This is a genomic window from Streptomyces lanatus, from assembly GCF_014655715.1.
GTDB classification, from domain to species: Bacteria; Actinomycetota; Actinomycetes; order Streptomycetales; family Streptomycetaceae; genus Streptomyces; species Streptomyces lanatus.
The window spans coordinates 758,266-775,768 of the sequence record NZ_BNBM01000002.1 but is presented as its reverse complement, the minus strand read 5'-3'; the positions used below and the strand labels follow the sequence as shown (position 1 = coordinate 775,768).

Genomic DNA, 17,503 nt, shown 5'->3' with positions numbered 1-17,503 from the left:
GGAGGGAAAGGCGTTCCGATGCATACGGCGGTGTCGGAACGGCATCGATCTGGACACGCCGCTCCACTCAACTGACCCGCACCAGACTGGAGTTACCGAATGACGGACCGGAACGACAGGCGATGGAACCACAACATCCATCACCACCCGCGCATCCTGAAGGCGGTCCCCGCCGGCGCCCAGCGTGCCCTCGACGTCGGCTGCGGTGAGGGCACGCTCGCCCGTGAACTACGCCGGACCGTGCCGCAGGTGACCGGGATCGACCTCCACGCCCCCAGCATCGAGCAGGGACGCGCATGGGCGGACGACGTCGACCACGTCCTCGGCGACTTCCTCACCCACCCCTTCGAGCCCGCCTCGTTCGACGTCGTCGCGTCGGTCGCCACCCTGCACCACATGGACGCCGCCACCGGACTGACCCGCATGCGCGACCTGCTCCGGCCCGGCGGCGTCCTCGTGGTCGTCGGCCTCGCCCGCAACACCCTGCCCAGGGATCTGCCGCACGTCCTCGCCGCGATCACCGTCGGCGCCGTCCACCGCGCGGCGAAAGGGCACTGGCAACACCCGTCCCCCGTGGTGTGGCCGCCACCCGTGACGTACCCGGAAATGCGAGCACTGGCCGCCGAGCTGCTGCCCGGCTCCCGCTACCGCCGTCACGTCCTGTGGCGCTACAGCATCACCTGGCGCAAGCCGCGGGACTGAAACGGCCGGTGCCGGCCACGGCTCATGGCTCCTCGTCCCTCAACCGCGCCCAGGTGTGGCTGTCCAGGCTGTCCAGGGGCCCGATGCGGGACAGTTCGGTGCCGTCGTGGCCCAGGGCCACGATGAGGGGGCGGGCCGCGGGGGAGGTGTGGCGGGAGGGGGAGGTCCAGGTCGTGATGAGGGCGCGGTGTCCGGGTGCCTCGATGCGGCGCGTGCCGATGACGACGTGGGTCACGTCCCGGCCCAGGCGGATCTTGGCGCAGCTGATCCAGGGGGCCGTGGTGACGGGGCCCCGGGTGCGGCTGAGGACGCCGGCGCCGTCGCGTACGTCGAGCACATCGACGTCTACGGGATCGTCGCCGGAGCCGAAGCCGCCCCCGACGTACCGCCATCGGTCGCCGTACCGCTCACAGAGCGCGAGGTGCTGGGTCATCCGTGGTGATCCCGGTCGCCATTCGGCCCAGACCGCCCCGACTCCGGCGGCGACATCGACGTAGACCGACACCACGGTCAGTACACGCCGGGGCAACCACCACGGCTGCGGCTCGGCTCCCGCCGAGGCCGCTCGCCTCAGCACGCCCAGCAGGAACGCCTCCCACCGCGGTCCCGTCCACATGCGCTCCGCCCATGCCCGCATGCGCCTGCGATACCCATGTGCCCGGCGGGTACGCCGACTCGACGGCTATGCGCCAAGAGCCGCCACACCAACAGCGGCTTGGGCCCCCTCCGTCAGGAAACCCGCGGCCCCCCACTGGACCCCCGCACCATCAACTCCCCCCGGATCGTGGCGATCCCCCCGGGCGGCGGCTCCTCCCGCCCCATCGCGATCCGGCCGGCCCGCGCCCCCGCCTCCGACAACGGCAGCCGCACCGTCGTCAGGGAAGGCACCGCGTCGATGCTGAACGGCAGGTCGTCGAAGCCCGCCACGGACACGTCCTCCGGAATCCGCAGGCCGGAGTCCCGCAGCGCGGCGCACGCCCCCAGCGCGACGGAGTCGTTCGCCGCGACCACGGCCGTCAACGACGGGTCGCGGCGCAGCAGTTCGAGCGTGGCCTCGTAGCCGGACCGCCGGTCGTAGCGGCCGTACACCGTCCGGCCCGCGTCGTCCTCGATGCCGTGCGCCTCCAGTGCGGCGCGGTGGCCCTCCAGGCGGTGGCGGGTCGTCGTGCGCTCCTCGGGGCCCGCGATATAGCCGAGCCGCCGGTGGCCGAGGCCGATGAGGTGCTCGGTGAGTTCGCGTCCGCCGCCGCGGTTGTCGAAGGTCAGGGCGATCGCACCCGTATCCGGCGCCGGCGGCCGGCCGCACAGCACCACCCGGGTCCCGGCGTCCGCCAGCTTCCGCAGCTTCGCCGCGACCGCCGCCGCGTGCGGGGCGTTCTCCACCGCGCCGCCGGTCAGGATGACCGCCGCGGCCCGCTGCCGCTGGAGCAGGGTCAGGTAGGTCAGCTCGCGCTCCGGGGAGCCGCCCGTGTTGCAGACCACCGCGAGGCGCTCACCGCCCGCCCGGCCCCCCGGACCCCCGATCTCCGCCTGGATCGCGCTCGCCATGATCCCGAAGAAGGGGTCGGCGATGTCGTTGACCAGGATGCCGACCAGGTCGGAGGTGGCGGCGGCCAGCGCGCTCGCGGGACCGTTCAGTACGTAGTCCAGCTCGTCCACCGCGCGCAGCACCCGTTCCCGGGTGGAGGCGGCCACGGGATAGTTCCCGTTCAGCACGCGCGACACCGTCGCGGGCGAGACCTGGGCGCGGGCCGCCACGTCCGCCAGGGTCACCGTCATCTCGTCGTCCTCCGGTCGCGCATCTCGTCGTTCCAGCTCGTACGTGCTGCTAGACAGGCCGCCGCAGCCCACGGTTCCACGTGGGCCGTTTACGGGTATGTCGAGCGAACCTTACGGCCAGAGACCCCCGCTGTTCGTCCCCTCGAACAACTCAGGCTGGTCACGGTCTTGTCCGGACCACTGCTGAGAGGCTAGCTTCTTATTGAATAGAAAGCGCTTGCTGAGACGCTCACCAGTGCAAGACGGGGCGGTACGCGGCGCGGACCCCGCGTACGAAGGGAATGACGTGACACGCAAGACGGTGCGTATCGCCATGAATGGCGTGACCGGGCGCATGGGCTACCGCCAGCACCTGGTCCGCTCCATCCTGGCCATCCGTGAGCAGGGCGGCCTCGACCTCGGCGACGGCACCGTGCTGTGGCCGGAGCCGATCCTGGTCGGACGCCGTGAGCACGCGCTCAAGGCACTCGCCGAGCAGCACGGCCTGGAGCACTGGGCGACGGACGTGGACGAGGTCCTCGCCGACCCGACCGTCGACATCTACTTCGACGCCCAGGTCACCTCCGCCCGCGAGGAGGCGCTCCAGAAGGCGATCGCCGCCGGCAAGCACATCTACACCGAGAAGCCGACGGCCACCGGGCTGGACGGCGCCCTGGAGCTGGCCCGGCTCGCGTCCGATGCCGGCATCAAGCACGGCGTCGTCCAGGACAAGCTCTTCCTCCCCGGCCTGCTCAAGCTCAAGCGCCTCATCGACGGCGGCTTCTTCGGCCGGATCCTCTCCATCCGCGGCGAGTTCGGCTACTGGGTCTTCGAGGGCGACTGGCAGACCGCCCAGCGCCCGTCCTGGAACTACCGTGCGGAGGACGGCGGCGGCATCGTCGTCGACATGTTCCCGCACTGGGAGTACGTCCTGCACGAGCTCTTCGGCCGCGTGAAGTCCGTCCAGGCCATCGCCACCACCCACATCCCGCAGCGCTGGGACGAGAACGACAAGCCCTACGACGCGACGGCCGACGACGCCGCGTACGGCATCTTCGAGCTCGACGGCGGTGCCATCGCCCAGATCAACTCCAGCTGGGCCGTGCGCGTCAACCGCGACGAGCTGGTGGAGTTCCAGGTCGACGGGACCGAGGGTTCGGCGGTCGCAGGTCTGCGCAACTGCCGCGTCCAGCACCGTTCCCTCACCCCCAAGCCGGTCTGGAACCCGGACATCCCGGCCACCTACTCCTTCCGCGACCAGTGGCAGGAGATCCCGGACAACGCCGAGTTCGACAACGGCTTCAAGGCCCAGTGGGAGCTGTTCCTGCGCCACGTCTACGCCGACGCCCCCTACCACTGGGACCTCCTCGCCGGCGCCCGCGGCGTCCAGCTCGCCGAGCTGGGCCTGAAGTCCTCGGCCGAGGGCCGCCGTATCGACGTACCGGAGATCGGACTGTGACCATCCAACTCCCCGACCCCAAGGGCGGGTTGAGGGCGTACACACCCCGCCCCGAGCCCCTCGCGCTCACCCCGGGCGCGCCCTTCACCTCCCGTACGGTCTTCTCGGCGGCGCATGTCGTCGCCGATCCGTACGCCGACACGAGCCCCGACGCGCCCGCCGCCGTCGACTGGGACGCCACCCTCGCCTTCCGCCGCCATCTGTGGTCCCACGGGCTCGGCGTCGCCGAGGCCATGGACACCGCACAGCGCGGGATGGGCCTGGACTGGGCGGGCGCGGCCGAGCTGATCCGCCGCAGCGCCGCCGAAGCGAAGGCGGTCGGCGGCCGGATCGCCTGCGGCGTCGGCACCGACCAGATCGCGGCCGGGTCTCTCGTGGAGGTCCGGGCGGCCTACGAGGAGCAGCTCGCGGTCGTGGAGGAGTCGGGCGCCCAGGCGATCCTGATGGCCTCCCGCGCCCTGTGCGCCGCCGCCTCAGGACCCGAGGACTACCTGGAGGTCTACGGCCACCTCCTGCGCCAGTCCGCCGAGCCGGTGGTCCTGCACTGGCTGGGCCCGATGTTCGACCCGGCCCTTGAGGGCTACTGGGGCTCGTCCGACCTGGACACCGCCACGGACACCTTCCTGAAGGTCATCGCCGAGCACCCCGACAAGGTGGACGGCATCAAGGTGTCCCTGCTGGACGCCCAGCGCGAGATCGACATCCGCCGCCGGCTCCCTGACGGGGTCCGCTGCTACACCGGTGACGACTTCAACTACCCCGAGCTGATCGCGGGCGACGAGAAGGGTTTCAGCCACGCCCTGCTCGGCATCTTCGACCCGCTCGGCCCGCTGGCGGCGGAGGCGGTACGCGTCCTGGACACGGGGAACACGGCCGGTTTCCGTGCCCTGCTCGACCCGACCGTCGAGCTCTCCCGCCACCTCTTCCAGACCCCGACCCGCTACTACAAGACGGGCGTGGTCTTCCTGGCCTGGCTGGCCGGCCACCAGTCGCACTTCACCATGGTCGGGGGCCTGCAGTCGGCCCGCTCCCTCCCGCACTTCGCCCGCGCCTACGAACTCGCCGACGGACTGGGCCTGTTCCCTGACCCGAAGCTCGCGGAGGAACGGATGAAGAACCTGCTCGCACTGTACGGAGTCGAACAGTGACCGCTCTCGAACGCTTCAGCATCAACCAGATGACCGTGAAGCAGCTGTCCATGCCCGAACTGGTCGAGGGATGCCTGGAGTTGGGCATCCCGGGCGTGGGCCTGTGGCGCGAGCCGGTCCAGTCGTACGGCCTGGAGGCGACGGCCAAGCTGGTCCGCGACGCCGGTCTGACGGTCACGACCCTGTGCCGAGGGGGGTTCTTCACGGCGATCGACGCGGGGGAGCGTGCGAAGGCGCTGGACGACAACCGGCGCGCGATCGACGAGGCGGCGACGCTGGGCACGGAGGTGTTGGTGCTGGTCTCCGGCGGCCTGCCGGCGGGCTCGCGAGACCTGCACGGCGCCCGGGAGCGGATCGCGGACGCACTGGCCGAGTTGGGCCCGTATGCGGAGTCGCGTGGCGTAAAGCTGGCCATCGAGCCCCTCCACCCCATGTACGCCGCCGACCGCTGCGTCGTGTCGACCCTCGCCCAGGCCCTCGACCTCGCGGAACGCTTCCCCGCCCACCAGGTCGGCGTCACCGTCGACACGTACCACCTCTGGTGGGACGACACCGCCCCCGCGCAGATCGCCCGGGCGGGCGCGGGCGGCCGTATCCACACCTTCCAGCTCGCCGACTGGACGACACCGCTCCCCGAGGGCGTCCTCACCGGCCGCGGCCAGATCGGGGACGGCGCGATCGACATGCCGGAGTGGAAGGGGTACGTGGAGGCGGCCGGGTACACCGGGGCCATCGAGGTCGAGCTGTTCAACGACGGGCTGTGGGCGCGGGACGGGCGGGAGGTGCTCGCGGAGACGGCGGAGCGGTTCCTGGAGCACCTCATCCGCTGACCGCGTAGGGCACCCGCCCCAGGGGAGGGTGCCCTACGGCCCGGCCGCGGCTGTCAGCAGCTGGCGACCCAGCGGACGGCGTCGATGGTGATGCTCGGCGTCCCGCTCGTCCGCTTGCCCGGCTTCAGGCAGCTCCAGTGGGAGGTGCTCTGGCCGGTGTAGTTCCACTTGAACTTCACGTGGTCCAGGCGCTCGCTGGTGTCCCCGTTGTTCCGGATCGAGTTGATGCTGTAGTAGTTGTTGTTCGTGTTGACGAAGCGCTGGTACCTCGTGCCGGTTCCGTTCGTCCCCTTGTAGAAGCAGACGGCACCCTTGGTGCAGCTCCACGCGGCCTTGGCGTCGACACTCTGCGGCGCCCCCGAGGCCATCGTCCCCCCGGTGACGAGCAGTGCGGCCGAGCTCAGGCCGACCAGAGCCATCTTCATCGTGCGCATGGATTTCTCCTGATCCCCGTTGTCCGCCGCCTCATTGACGGCATGCACACGACTGTGGCGCCCGGGCGGGCGCTGGTGAACCTCCAGGTTGATAGGTCTGGCCGTCACGGGCGGCCGATGCGGTGGCTACGGCTTCGCTGCTCTCTTCGTGAGCGTCGCCAGCACCGCCGGGATCACGGTCTCCACGACCCGGGAAACCGGCCCCGGCGGCAGCCCCGTCCGGTGGGCCACCGCGGCCGACACCCGCTCGGCCTCCTCGGCGAGTGCTCCGGCCATGAGGCCGCCCGTCGCGAAGCCGCCCACCGTGGCGACGCCCGTGAGCGGGGCGTCGTGCGGGGTCGCGACGGTCTCCGCCTTGTCGGACAGCGCCGACACCGTCGTACAGATCATCTGCCGGGCGCCCGCCTCGTCCGTGCCCAGCAACCCCGCGACCTCCCCGATCCGGTCGTCGCCGAGTTCGTCGAGGACGTCGTCCTGGAGCGAAGTGAGAGGGTTCTCGTCCACCTCTGACATGACTAAACGCTACGTCCGACCCGGTCGCGCGGCACTTCGGGGGCGAGGCGGGGTGGTGCCGAAAAAATCTTGCGGAGGCCGTACAACCCTTCCCCCACCTCGCCGGTCGTACTTGATGTCAGGACTCTTGGAGGGGGATCTGGGGGGATCGCGGGGGTTCTGACGGGAGGGGAAAACCCCGAGGGGCTCGGCCGGCCGGCCGGGCCCCTCGAAATGTCCGCAGGACCGCGCCTTCGGTCAGAAGAACACGCCGCAGCGCAGCAGCACATTCGCGTACGGCCGTGCCTCGCCGGTCCGGACGATCAGCCGGGCCCCGGCCGACAGCTCCTTGAGCCGCTCGTGCGGGACCAGCTCCAGATCGGGGAACTCGCCCGTGAGCAGCGCGGCCGCCGCCGGATTGGCGTCATGGATCTCCTTGGCCGCCGTCGCGCCCTCGATCACCAGCTCGGCCAGCAGACCGTCCAGTACGACGGCGAACGACGGCACCCCGGCGCGGAACGCCAGGTCCACGACCCGGGGACCGTCGGGTATCGGCATCCCCGCGTCGCACACCAGCACACCGTCGCCGTGACCGAGTTCGGCGAGTGCGCCGGAGAGATGGCGGTTCAGGATTCCGGCACGCTTCACAGGGCCTCGACCTCCGCCGCGGTCGGGAAGGACACCTGGGCGCCCTCCCGTGTGACGGCCACCGCGCCGACCCGGGCCGCGTACGCCGCCGCCTGGGCCAGGGACGCACCCGTCCCGAGCCGCCACGCCAGCGCCGCCGTGAACGCGTCACCCGCGCCCGTGGTGTCCACCGCGTCCACCTTCACGGCCGCCACGCGCGTGACGCCCTCCGCCGAGGCGACCAGGGCGCCCTCGGCGCCGAGGGTCACGACAACCGAGCGGGGGCCCTTGGCCAGCAGGATCCGCGCCCAGTCCTCGGGGGTGTCACCCACCGCCGAGTCCCCGAGGATCACCTTCGCCTCGTGCTCGTTCACGATCAGCGGGTCGCAGGCCGCCAGCACCTCGGTCGGCAGCGGCAGGGGCGGAGAGGGATTGAGGACGAAACGGCTGTCCTCCGCCAGATTCCGCACCGTCTCCACGACCGTCTCCAGCGGGATCTCCAGCTGCGCCGACACCACGCGCGACGCCTGGAAGAGGCTCGCGGCGGCCCGTACGTCGCCCGGGGCGAGCCTGGCGTTGGCGCCCGGCGAGACGACGATGCTGTTGTCCCCGGACGGATCCACCGTGATCAGCGCGACGCCGGTCGGCGCGTCGCCGACCAGGACGCCCACCGTGTCGACGCCGGAGGCGCGCTGCGAGTCGAGCAGCAGCCTGCCGTGCGCGTCGTCGCCGACCCGGGCCAGCAGCGCCGTACGGGCACCGAGCCGGGCGGCCGCGACCGCCTGGTTCGCGCCCTTGCCGCCCGGGTGGACGGCCAGATCGGAGCCGAGCACGGTCTCGCCGGCCCCCGGCCGACGCTCGACACCGATCACCAGGTCGGCGTTGGCCGACCCTACGACCAGAAGGTCGTAGTCGTACATGAGATCGCTCCCCTGATAGGTCCCCGTGGTGGCGTCCAGGCGGGCGGCCGCCCCCAGGTCCATGCTCCTGCAAGGACCGCCCGCCCGTTCGCCGTTCACCGATGTAGAGCCGTACGTCAGCCGCTGAAGCCCGCCACGTTCTCCTTCGTGACCACCTTCACCGGCACCTTCACCGTCTGCTGGACCTTCTCGCCGTCGAGCGCCTGGAGGGCGTTGTCCACGGCGATCCTGCCGAGCTGGGTCGGCTGCTGGGCGACGGACGCGTACAGCGAGCCGCCCTCGACCGCCTTCAGGCCGTCCGGCGTGCCGTCGAAGCCGACCACCGAGACCGACTTGCCGGCCTTGGAGCCCAGCGCCTTGATCGCGCCGAGCGCCATCTCGTCGTTGGCGGCGATGACGCCCTGCACGTCCGGGTGCGCCTGGAGCAGGTTCGACATCACGTCGAGGCCCTTGGTGCGGTCGAAGTCGGCGGGCTGCTGGGCGACGACCTGGATGCCGGGGAACGCCTTGAGCCCGTTCGCGAAGCCCTGGGCGCGCTCACGGGCGGCGGAGGTGCCGGCCTGGCCCTGGAGGATCACGATCTTGCCCTTGCCGCCGAGCTTCTCGGCGATCGACTTGGCGGCGAGCTCACCGCCGGCCACGTTGTCGGAGGCGACCAGGGCGTCGGTCTTCGCGTTGTTGACGCCGCGGTCGACGGCGATCACCGGGATGTCGGCCTTGTCGGCGGCCTTCACGGAGTTGCTCGCCGCGTCCGAGTCGACCGGGTTGACGATGATCGCGCCGATGCCGGAACTGGTGAAGTTCTGGAGCTGGTTGGCCTGCTGCGAGGCGTCGTTCTGGGCGTCGGTGACGGTCAGGTCCACGCCCCGCTTCTTCGCCTCGGCCTGGGCGCCCGCCCGGATCTGCACGAAGAATGGGTTGTTGAGGGTCGACAGCGACAGCCCCATCTTCCGGTCGGCCGACGAGGAGGAGCCGTTGTGCAGGAAGGAGGTCGCGCCGACGATCGCCACGGTGACGACCGCCGCGAGCGCGTACGTCCCCGCCTGCTTGCCCCTGCCGCCTCCCGCGCCCGTGCCCGCGGCCACCGGGGTGGCGCCGGCCTTGCGGCGCAGCGTGTCGAAGAGGACCGCCAGCGCGATCACGACGCCGATGACGACCTGCTGCCAGAACGCGGAGACGTTCAGCAGGTTCAGGCCGTTGCGCAGCACCGCGAGGATCAGCGCGCCGATGAGGGTGCCGGACGCCTTGCCGGTGCCACCGGCCAGGGACGCGCCGCCGATGACGACCGCGGCGATGGCGTCCAGCTCGTAGCCGTCGGCGGCCTGGGGTTGAGCGGAGGACAGCCGGGAGGCCAGCACGATGCCCGCGACGGCGGCGAACACGCCGGACAGGGCGTAGATGGCGAGCTTCTGCTTCTTCACTCGCAGCCCGGACAGGCGCGCGGCCTCCTCGTTGCCGCCGATCGCGTACATCGAGCGGCCGATGTAGGTCCGGCCGAGCACGAACGCGGCGATCAGACCCATCACGATCATCACCAGGACCGGCACCGGCAGCCAGCCGCCGAGCGTGTCACCGAGGTGCGAGACGGAGTCGGGGAAGGGGATCGGGGAGCCCTCGGAGATCACCAGCGACAGACCGCGGGCCACCGAGAGCATGGCGAGCGTCGCGATGAACGGCGGCAGTTTGCCGTACGCGATGAGGAAGCCGTTGACGAGTCCGGCCGCGATGCCGGTCGCGACGGCCAGCAGCACCGCTATGACGACCGGCACCCCGTGCTGCGTGGCGCTCCACGCCAGGACCGTGGCCGACAGGGCCGCCACCGAGCCGACCGACAGGTCGATGCCCGCCGAGACGATGACGAAGGTGACGCCGAAGGCGAGGACGGCGGTCACGGCCGCCTGGACGCCGACGTTGAGCAGGTTGTCGGTGGTCAGGAAGTCCCCCGACAGCGCCGACATGGCGATGACGAGGACGATCAGCGCGGTGAGCGCGCCGTTCTCCAGGAGCAGGCGGCGCAGGCCGCGGGTGGCGCCACCGGCGCCCGGCGTGCTCTTGAGCGTGTCAGTGGCCACGAGCGGCCTCCTTGCCGGTCTTGAGGTCAGTGGTGGGGTTGCTGACGGCGAGTGCCATCACGGAGTCCTGGGTGGCCTCGTCGGCGGAGAGCTCGCCCGCGATACGGCCCTGGGCCATCACCAGGACGCGGTCGCTCATGCCGAGCACCTCCGGCAGATCGCTGGAGATCATCAGTACGGCCGCGCCGGCGGCGGTGAGGTCATTGATCAGCTCGTAGATCTCGACCTTGGCGCCGACGTCGATGCCGCGCGTGGGCTCGTCGAGGATCAGCACCTTGGTGTCCGCGAGCAGCCACTTGCCGATGACGACCTTCTGCTGGTTGCCGCCGGACAGGGTGCGCACATGCTGGCCGAGCCCGGCCATCCGCACGCCCAGCCGGTCCGCGATCCTCGCGGCGGCCTCCCGCTGGCCCCTGAGGTCGACGAGCCCCGCGCGCGTGGCGGCCCGCATGGTCACCAGGCCGAGGTTCTCCTCCACGGACTGGTCGAGCACCAGGCCCTGGCCCTTGCGGTCCTCCGGGATCAGTCCGATGCCGGCCGCCATGGCGGCGCCCACGTCATGCCTCCTCAGGGCCGCACCGGCCACCTTGACGGCGCCCTTGTCGTACGGGTCCGCCCCGAACACCGCCCGCACCACCTCGGTGCGTCCGGCGCCGACGAGCCCGGCGATGCCGACCACCTCACCGGCGTGCACCTGGAAGCTGACGTCATGGAAGACGCCGTCGCGGGTCAGCCCCTCGACGGTGAGCAACGCGGCGCCTTGGTCGGCCCGTTCACGCGGGTACTGCTGCTCGATCGAGCGGCCCACCATGAGCCGTACGAGCTCGTCCTCGGGCGTGGCGGCGGGGACCTGCCCGACGCTCCTGCCGTCCCGGATCACCGTCACCCGGTCGCCGAGGGCGGCGATCTCCTCCAGGTGATGCGTGATGAACACGACCCCGACGCCGTCCTCGCGCAGCGTGCGCACGATCGCGAAGAGCTTGTCGACCTCCTCGGAGGTGAGCACGGCGGTCGGCTCGTCCATGATCAGCACACGCGCGTCCAGGCTCAGCGCTTTCGCGATCTCGACCATCTGCAGGCGCGCGATGCCGAGTTCACGCACACGCGCACGTGGCGACACGTTCACGCCGACCCGCTTCAGCAGGACCTCGGCGTCGGCCTCCATCCGCTTCCGGTCGATCATGCCGAAGCGGCGCGGCTGGCGGCCCAGGAAGATGTTCTCGGCGACCGTGAGGTCGGGCACGAGATTGAACTCCTGGTAGATGGTGGCGATCCCGAGCCGCTCGGAGTCCTGCGCACCGTGGATGCGCGTCTCCTCGCCGCCGACCAGGATCCGCCCGGCGTCGGGCGTATAGGCACCGGAGAGCATCTTGATGAGGGTGCTCTTTCCGGCGCCGTTCTCACCGAGGAGGACGTGCACCTCCCCGCGGCGCAGATCGAAGTCGACACCGTCCAGCGCGATCACGCCGGGGAAGGTCTTCCGGATGCCCTCGATGCGCAGCAACTCGTCCGGGTTGCTCACGACGTGCTCCTTTGCACTGGGGTGGGGGACTGCGGGGGGTTGGGCGGCTCGCCGCAGGAACGGCGTACGACGAGCCGCCCGGGCAGGGTGACGGACTCACCGGGCCGGCCCTCGATACGGTCCACCAGGGCCCGTACGGCGGCCCGGCCGAGCTCGCCCGTCGGCTGGGCGATCGCGGTGACCGGCGGGTCGGTGTGCACGAACCAGCGGATGTCGTCGAACGCGGCCAGCGCGAGGTCGTCCGGGACGCGCAGGCCACGCGCGCGTACCGCGTCCAGCGCGCCGAGCGCCATCAGGTTGTCGGCCGCGAAGACGACCTCGGGCGGCTCGGGCAGGTCGAGGAAGCCCTCGGTGACCCGCCGGCCGCTCTCGGCCTGGAAGTCGCCCTGCCCTATGTAGGCGTCGGGGAGTTCGAGCCCGTACTCGCCGAGCGCCTCCCGGAAGGCCTCGACGCGTTCCCGTCCGGTGGTGGTCGCCGCCGGGCCCGCGATGATCGCGAGCCGACGGTGCCCGAGTTCGTGCAGATGCGCCACGAGGTCCCGCACGGCGGCCCGCCCGTCCGTCCGCACGACCGGCACGTCGACGCCCGGGATCCACCGGTCCACGAACACCATCGGCGTCCCCGCGCGGACCGCGTCCAGCATCAGCGGGGAGCCGCCGTCGGTGGGGGAGACGAGGAGGCCGTCGATACGGCGGTCCAGCAGGTTCCGTACGTGGTGGTCCTGGAGGTCGGGCCGCTCGTCGGCGTTGCCGATGATGACGCTGTAGCCGAGCGCGCGGGCCTCCTCCTCGACGGAGCGGGCCAGCTCGGTGAAGTAGGGGTTCATCACGTCGCTGATGACCAGGCCGAGGGTGTGGGTCTGGTCCGTGCGCAGGGAGCGGGCGACGGCGTTCGGGCGGTAGCCCAGGGTCTGGACGGCGGCCAGCACGCGCGTGCGTGCCTCGGCGCTGACCGACGGATGGTCGTTCAGGACCCGCGAGACCGTGGCGACGGAAACCCCCGCCTCGGCAGCGACGTCCTTGATGCTCGCCATCGTCGCTCCACCTCCTCGTGGAACTCATGGAATCGATTACATCGACCTGCACGAAGGATTGGAATCGATTACATCCCGATTAATCAAGCCCTCAACCAGATCTCGAGACCGGATCGTGATGTCGCGACGCACTCCGGAGCGGTGGACGCTGAAGAGGCAGGGGTCATCTCACCAGGGCCCCTACGGGGGTCCGGAGTGGAGGAGCCATGACAGCGTTGACGCGCGACGAGGTACCCGTCACCCTCGGCGGCGACGGCGTGGAGGTCCGCACCCGGCCCATCGGCGGCGGTATGTCCGTCGGCTACATCAGCCTGCCGGAGGGCACGGACATGGGTCCCGCCCTCAAGGGCCTGGAGGGCGATGCCTGTCCCTGCCCGCACTGGGGCTATCTGCTGAAGGGCCGGCTGCGGATGCTGACGCCGCGGGGCGAGGAGTACTACGAAGCGGGCCAGGCCTACTACTGGGGTCCGGGCCATGTCCCGGTGGCCCTGGAGGACTGCGAGTTCGTGGAGTTCTCACCGTCCGACGACTTCCAGGCGGTGGTCGACCACGTGAAGTCGCAGGCCGGGTGAGAGCACGGGCCGCTGCCCCTTGCCGCTGCCTTGTCCACGGGCCGCCCGCGTTGTCGGACCCGACCGGTAGCGTCGGATCATGTCCAATCAGACGGGGAGCGGCGAGCGGCGGTTCGCCGTGCTCGAAGGCGTCCTGGAGCGGATCACCTACGCCAACGAGGAGAACGGCTACACGGTCGCGCGGGTCGACACCGGAAGAGGCGGCGGCGATCTGCTCACGGTCGTCGGTGCGCTGCTCGGGGCCCAGGTCGGTGAGTCGCTGCGGATGGAGGGGCGTTGGGGCTCCCACCCGCAGTACGGCAAGCAGTTCACCGTGGAGAACTACACGACCGTCCTGCCGGCCACCGTCCAGGGCATCCGCCGCTACCTCGGCTCGGGACTGGTCAAGGGCATCGGCCCGGTCTTCGCCGACCGGATCACCCAGCACTTCGGGCTGGACACCTTGACGATCATCGAGGAGGAGCCGAAGCGGCTGATCGAGGTCCCGGGGCTCGGGCCGAAGCGGACCAAGAAGATCGCCGACGCCTGGGAGGAGCAGAAGGCGATCAAGGAGGTCATGCTCTTCCTGCAGACCGTCGAGGTGTCCACGTCGATCGCCGTGCGGATCTACAAGAAGTACGGCGACGCCTCGATCTCCGTGGTGAAGAACCAGCCGTACCGCCTCGCCGCCGACGTCTGGGGCATCGGCTTTCTCACCGCCGACAAGATCGCCCAGAGCGTGGGCATTCCGCACGACAGCCCGGAGCGGGTGAAGGCGGGGTTGCAGTACGCGCTGTCGCAGGCCACCGACCAGGGCAACTGCTATCTCCCCGAGGAGCAGTTGATCGCCGACGCGGTCAAGCTCCTCCAGGTCGACACCGGGCTCGTCATCGAGTGTCTCGCCGAGCTGGCGGAGGTTCCCGAGGACGGCGGCGATCCAGGTGTCGTACGGGAGAAGGTTCCCGGCCCTGACGGCGGCTCCGTCACGGCCGTGTATCTCGTCCCCTTCCATCGCGCCGAACTCTCCCTCTCCGCCCAGCTGTTGCGGCTGCTGCGCACCGACGAGGACCGGATGCCGGGGTTCCATGACGTCGCCTGGGACAGGGCGCTGGGCTGGCTGAAGGGCCGTACGGGCGTGGAGCTCGCCCCCGAGCAGGAGGCCGCCGTCAAGCTGGCCCTGACGAAGAAGGTCGCCGTGCTGACCGGCGGCCCTGGCTGCGGCAAGTCCTTCACGGTGCGGTCGATCGTCGAGTTGGCGCGGGCCAAGAAGGCGCGTGTCGTCCTCGCCGCCCCCACCGGGCGTGCCGCCAAGCGCCTCGCCGAGCTGACCGGCGCCGAGGCGTCTACCGTGCACCGTCTGCTGGAGCTCAAGCCCGGCGGGGACGCGGCGTACGACAAGGACCGCCCCCTCCAGGCCGACCTGGTGGTGGTCGACGAGGCATCGATGCTGGATCTGCTGCTGGCCAACAAGCTGGTGAAGGCCGTACCGCCGGGGGCGCATCTGCTCTTCGTGGGGGACGTGGACCAGTTGCCGAGCGTCGGTGCGGGGGAGGTCCTGCGGGACCTGCTCGCCGAGGGCGGGCCCATCCCCGCAGTCCGCCTCACGCGCGTGTTCCGGCAGGCCCAGCAGTCCGGTGTGGTGACCAACGCGCACCGGATCAACGCCGGGCAGCATCCGGCCACGGACGGAATGAAGGACTTCTTTCTCTTCGTGGAGGACGACACCGAGGAGGCCGGGCGGCTCACCGTGGATGTCGCGGCCCGTCGGATTCCGGCCAAATTCGGGCTCGACCCACGCCGGGACGTCCAGGTCCTGGCACCCATGCACCGAGGACCGGCCGGCGCCGGGACGCTCAACGGCCTGCTGCAGCAGGCCATCACACCGGGGCGCCCGGATCTGGCGGAGAAGCGGTTCGGCGGCCGGGTCTTCCGCGTCGGGGACAAGGTCACCCAGATTCGCAACAATTACGAGAAGGGCGAGAACGGCGTCTTCAACGGCACCGTGGGCGTGGTGACCTCGCTCGACCCGGTCGACCAGCGCCTGACGGTGCTGACGGACGAGGACGAGGAGGTGCCGTACGAATTCGATGAACTCGATGAGTTGGCGCATGCGTACGCGGTGACCATCCACCGTTCACAGGGCAGTGAATATCCCGCGGTGGTGATCCCCGTCACCACCGGAGCATGGATGATGCTCCAGCGGAATCTGCTCTATACGGCGGTCACCCGCGCCAAACGGTTGGTCGTCCTCGTGGGGTCGCGCAAGGCGATCGGCCAGGCGGTGCGCACGGTGTCGGCGGGCCGGCGCTGCACGGCACTCGACTTCCGGCTCGCGGGCTCCTGAAGCCCGTTTCCGGCCTCCCTGTCGCGTCCCCCTCTGACCTGCCGTTTCGTGAGGCAATGAAAAAAATGATCGATCAAACGAGTCGTGAAGGTCACAGACCACTTCCAGATGGGGAAGACACGGGGCAGGATGACAGGTTGGCGGCACTCAGTGCCGCCAATAGGCCCAATGGTCGACCCCGAGTGCACTCTCCTGAGCCGAATGGGGGAGGGTAGAGACAGTCAGGGCAACCTCGAAGATGAGGCACAACGTCGGTGAGGGAAGACGTGAGCGACAACTCTGTAGTACTGCGGTACGGCGACGGCGAGTACACCTACCCGGTGATTGACAGCACCGTCGGCGACAAGGGCTTTGACATCGGCAAACTCCGCGCCCAGACCGGTCTGGTGACGCTGGACAGCGGTTACGGCAACACCGCCGCGTACAAATCGGCCGTCACCTACCTCGACGGCGAGGCGGGCATCCTCCGCTACCGCGGCTACCCGATCGAGCAGCTGGCCGAGCGCTCCACCTTCCTGGAGGTGGCCTATCTGCTGATCAACGGTGAGCTGCCGACCGTCGACGAGCTCTCGACGTTCCAGAACGACATCACGCAGCACACCCTGCTGCACGAGGACGTCAAGAACTTCTACAAGGGCTTCCCGCGCGACGCCCACCCGATGGCCATGCTGTCGTCGGTCGTCTCGGCGCTGTCCACCTTCTACCAGGACAGCCACAACCCGTTCGACGAGACGCAGCGCAACCTCTCGACGATCCGGCTGCTCGCGAAGCTCCCGACGATCGCCGCGTACGCGTACAAGAAGTCGATCGGCCACCCGTTCGTCTACCCGCGCAACGACCTCGGCTACGTCGAGAACTTCCTGCGGATGACCTTCTCGGTGCCGGCGCAGGACTACGACCTCGACCCGGTCGTCGTCTCCGCCCTCGACAAGCTCCTGATCCTGCACGCCGACCACGAGCAGAACTGTTCGACGTCGACGGTCCGCCTGGTCGGCTCCTCGCAGGCGAACATGTTCGCCTCGATCTCGGCCGGTATCTCCGCCCTCTGGGGCCCGCTGCACGGCGGCGCCAACCAGTCCGTGCTGGAGATGCTGGAGGGCATCCAGGCCAACGGCGGCGATGTCGACTCCTTCATCCGCAAGGTGAAGAACAAGGAGGACGGCGTCCGCCTGATGGGCTTCGGCCACCGGGTGTACAAGTCCTTCGACCCGCGCGCCAAGATCATCAAGGCCGCCGCGCACGACGTCCTCTCCGCCCTCGGCAAGTCCGACGAGCTGCTGGACATCGCCCTGAAGCTGGAGGAGCACGCGCTCTCCGACGAGTACTTCGTCTCGCGCAACCTCTACCCGAACGTCGACTTCTACACCGGCCTGATCTACCGGGCCATGGGCTTCCCGACCGAGATGTTCACGGTCCTCTTCGCCCTCGGTCGCCTCCCGGGCTGGATCGCCCAGTGGCACGAGATGATCAAGGAGCCGGGGTCGCGTATCGGCCGCCCGCGCCAGATCTACACGGGTGTCGTCGAGCGGGACTTCGTTCCGGTCGAGGCGCGCTAGACGCTCCGCTGAGGGCGCGTGAGGGGTTGTTCGTCGGCTGCGGGTGCGTCGTGG

The 17,503-nt window shown here is 70.2% G+C and carries 16 protein-coding genes; 7 read left to right on the top strand and 9 right to left on the bottom strand.

All coding sequences use genetic code 11. The features are described 5' to 3' along the window. Window positions 1-99: 99 nt before the first annotated feature. Window positions 100-702 carry a class I SAM-dependent methyltransferase gene (locus IE325_RS08575; protein ID WP_190069110.1) on the top strand — a complete coding sequence of 201 codons (603 nt, stop codon included), beginning with the start codon at window positions 100-102 and terminating at the stop codon, window positions 700-702. Between the two features lie 22 nt (window positions 703-724). Here the strand turns inward: IE325_RS08575 and IE325_RS08570 are convergent, their stop codons facing one another. Continuing rightward, complete coding sequence (locus IE325_RS08570; RefSeq protein ID WP_229911716.1) at window positions 725-1,339, bottom strand: hypothetical protein; 615 nt, start codon at window positions 1,337-1,339, stop codon at window positions 725-727. A gap of 92 nt (window positions 1,340-1,431) precedes the next feature. After that, window positions 1,432-2,481, bottom strand: a complete 1,050-nt coding sequence (locus IE325_RS08565; RefSeq protein ID WP_190069109.1) for a LacI family DNA-binding transcriptional regulator — start codon at window positions 2,479-2,481, stop codon at window positions 1,432-1,434. A gap of 286 nt (window positions 2,482-2,767) precedes the next feature. Here IE325_RS08565 and IE325_RS08560 point away from each other — a divergent pair, with 286 nt between their 5' ends. From IE325_RS08560 to IE325_RS08550, 3 genes are read left to right on the top strand one after another with little or no spacing between them, the layout of a single operon-like run. Beyond that, the gene (locus IE325_RS08560) at window positions 2,768-3,919 is read left to right on the top strand and encodes a Gfo/Idh/MocA family protein (protein WP_190069108.1); all 1,152 of its coding nucleotides are present in this window, start codon (window positions 2,768-2,770) and stop codon (window positions 3,917-3,919) included. Beyond that, a complete protein-coding gene (locus IE325_RS08555) occupies window positions 3,916-5,067 on the top strand; it encodes a dihydrodipicolinate synthase family protein (RefSeq protein ID WP_190069107.1) in 1,152 nt (383 codons plus the stop codon). Before IE325_RS08560 ends, IE325_RS08555 begins: the two co-directional genes overlap by 4 nt. 29 nt (window positions 5,068-5,096) lie before the next feature. After that, window positions 5,097-5,897, top strand: coding sequence for a sugar phosphate isomerase/epimerase family protein (locus tag IE325_RS08550; protein WP_190069243.1), 801 nt, complete (start codon window positions 5,097-5,099; stop codon window positions 5,895-5,897). A gap of 53 nt (window positions 5,898-5,950) precedes the next feature. Here the strand turns inward: IE325_RS08550 and IE325_RS08545 are convergent, their stop codons facing one another. The 7 genes from IE325_RS08545 to IE325_RS08515 form a co-directional block, all read right to left on the bottom strand. Further along, window positions 5,951-6,331 (bottom strand): peptidase inhibitor family I36 protein, encoded by a 381-nt coding sequence (locus tag IE325_RS08545; protein WP_190069106.1) that lies wholly within the window; start codon window positions 6,329-6,331, stop codon window positions 5,951-5,953. Between the two features lie 126 nt (window positions 6,332-6,457). Beyond that, a complete protein-coding gene (locus IE325_RS08540; protein WP_190069105.1) occupies window positions 6,458-6,844 on the bottom strand; it encodes a DUF937 domain-containing protein in 387 nt (128 codons plus the stop codon). A gap of 237 nt (window positions 6,845-7,081) precedes the next feature. Next, window positions 7,082-7,471, bottom strand: coding sequence for a D-ribose pyranase (rbsD, locus tag IE325_RS08535; protein WP_190069104.1), 390 nt, complete (start codon window positions 7,469-7,471; stop codon window positions 7,082-7,084). Next, on the bottom strand, window positions 7,468-8,370 hold the full coding sequence (locus IE325_RS08530) for a ribokinase (protein WP_190069242.1): 903 nt from the start codon (window positions 8,368-8,370) through the stop codon (window positions 7,468-7,470). The genes rbsD and IE325_RS08530 overlap by 4 nt, the downstream gene beginning before the upstream one ends. 116 nt (window positions 8,371-8,486) lie before the next feature. After that, window positions 8,487-10,442 (bottom strand): ABC transporter permease/substrate-binding protein, encoded by a 1,956-nt coding sequence (locus tag IE325_RS08525; RefSeq protein WP_190069103.1) that lies wholly within the window; start codon window positions 10,440-10,442, stop codon window positions 8,487-8,489. Further along, complete coding sequence (locus IE325_RS08520) at window positions 10,432-11,964, bottom strand: sugar ABC transporter ATP-binding protein (RefSeq protein WP_190069102.1); 1,533 nt, start codon at window positions 11,962-11,964, stop codon at window positions 10,432-10,434. Before IE325_RS08520 ends, IE325_RS08525 begins: the two co-directional genes overlap by 11 nt. Then, entirely contained in the window at window positions 11,961-12,998 is a 1,038-nt protein-coding gene (locus IE325_RS08515; protein WP_190069101.1) for a LacI family DNA-binding transcriptional regulator, read from the bottom strand. Before IE325_RS08515 ends, IE325_RS08520 begins: the two co-directional genes overlap by 4 nt. A gap of 206 nt (window positions 12,999-13,204) precedes the next feature. Between IE325_RS08515 and IE325_RS08510 the strand changes: the two genes are divergently transcribed. From IE325_RS08510 to IE325_RS08500, 3 genes are all read left to right on the top strand, one after another. Continuing rightward, a complete protein-coding gene (locus IE325_RS08510) occupies window positions 13,205-13,570 on the top strand; it encodes a cupin domain-containing protein (RefSeq protein ID WP_190069100.1) in 366 nt (121 codons plus the stop codon). Window positions 13,571-13,649: 79 nt separating this feature from the next. Continuing rightward, on the top strand, window positions 13,650-15,893 hold the full coding sequence (gene recD2 / locus IE325_RS08505) for an SF1B family DNA helicase RecD2 (RefSeq protein WP_190069099.1): 2,244 nt from the start codon (window positions 13,650-13,652) through the stop codon (window positions 15,891-15,893). A gap of 266 nt (window positions 15,894-16,159) precedes the next feature. Further along, window positions 16,160-17,449: a citrate synthase gene (locus IE325_RS08500; RefSeq protein WP_190069098.1), complete on the top strand. Its 1,290-nt coding sequence runs from the start codon at window positions 16,160-16,162 to the stop codon at window positions 17,447-17,449. Window positions 17,450-17,503: the final 54 nt, after the last annotated feature.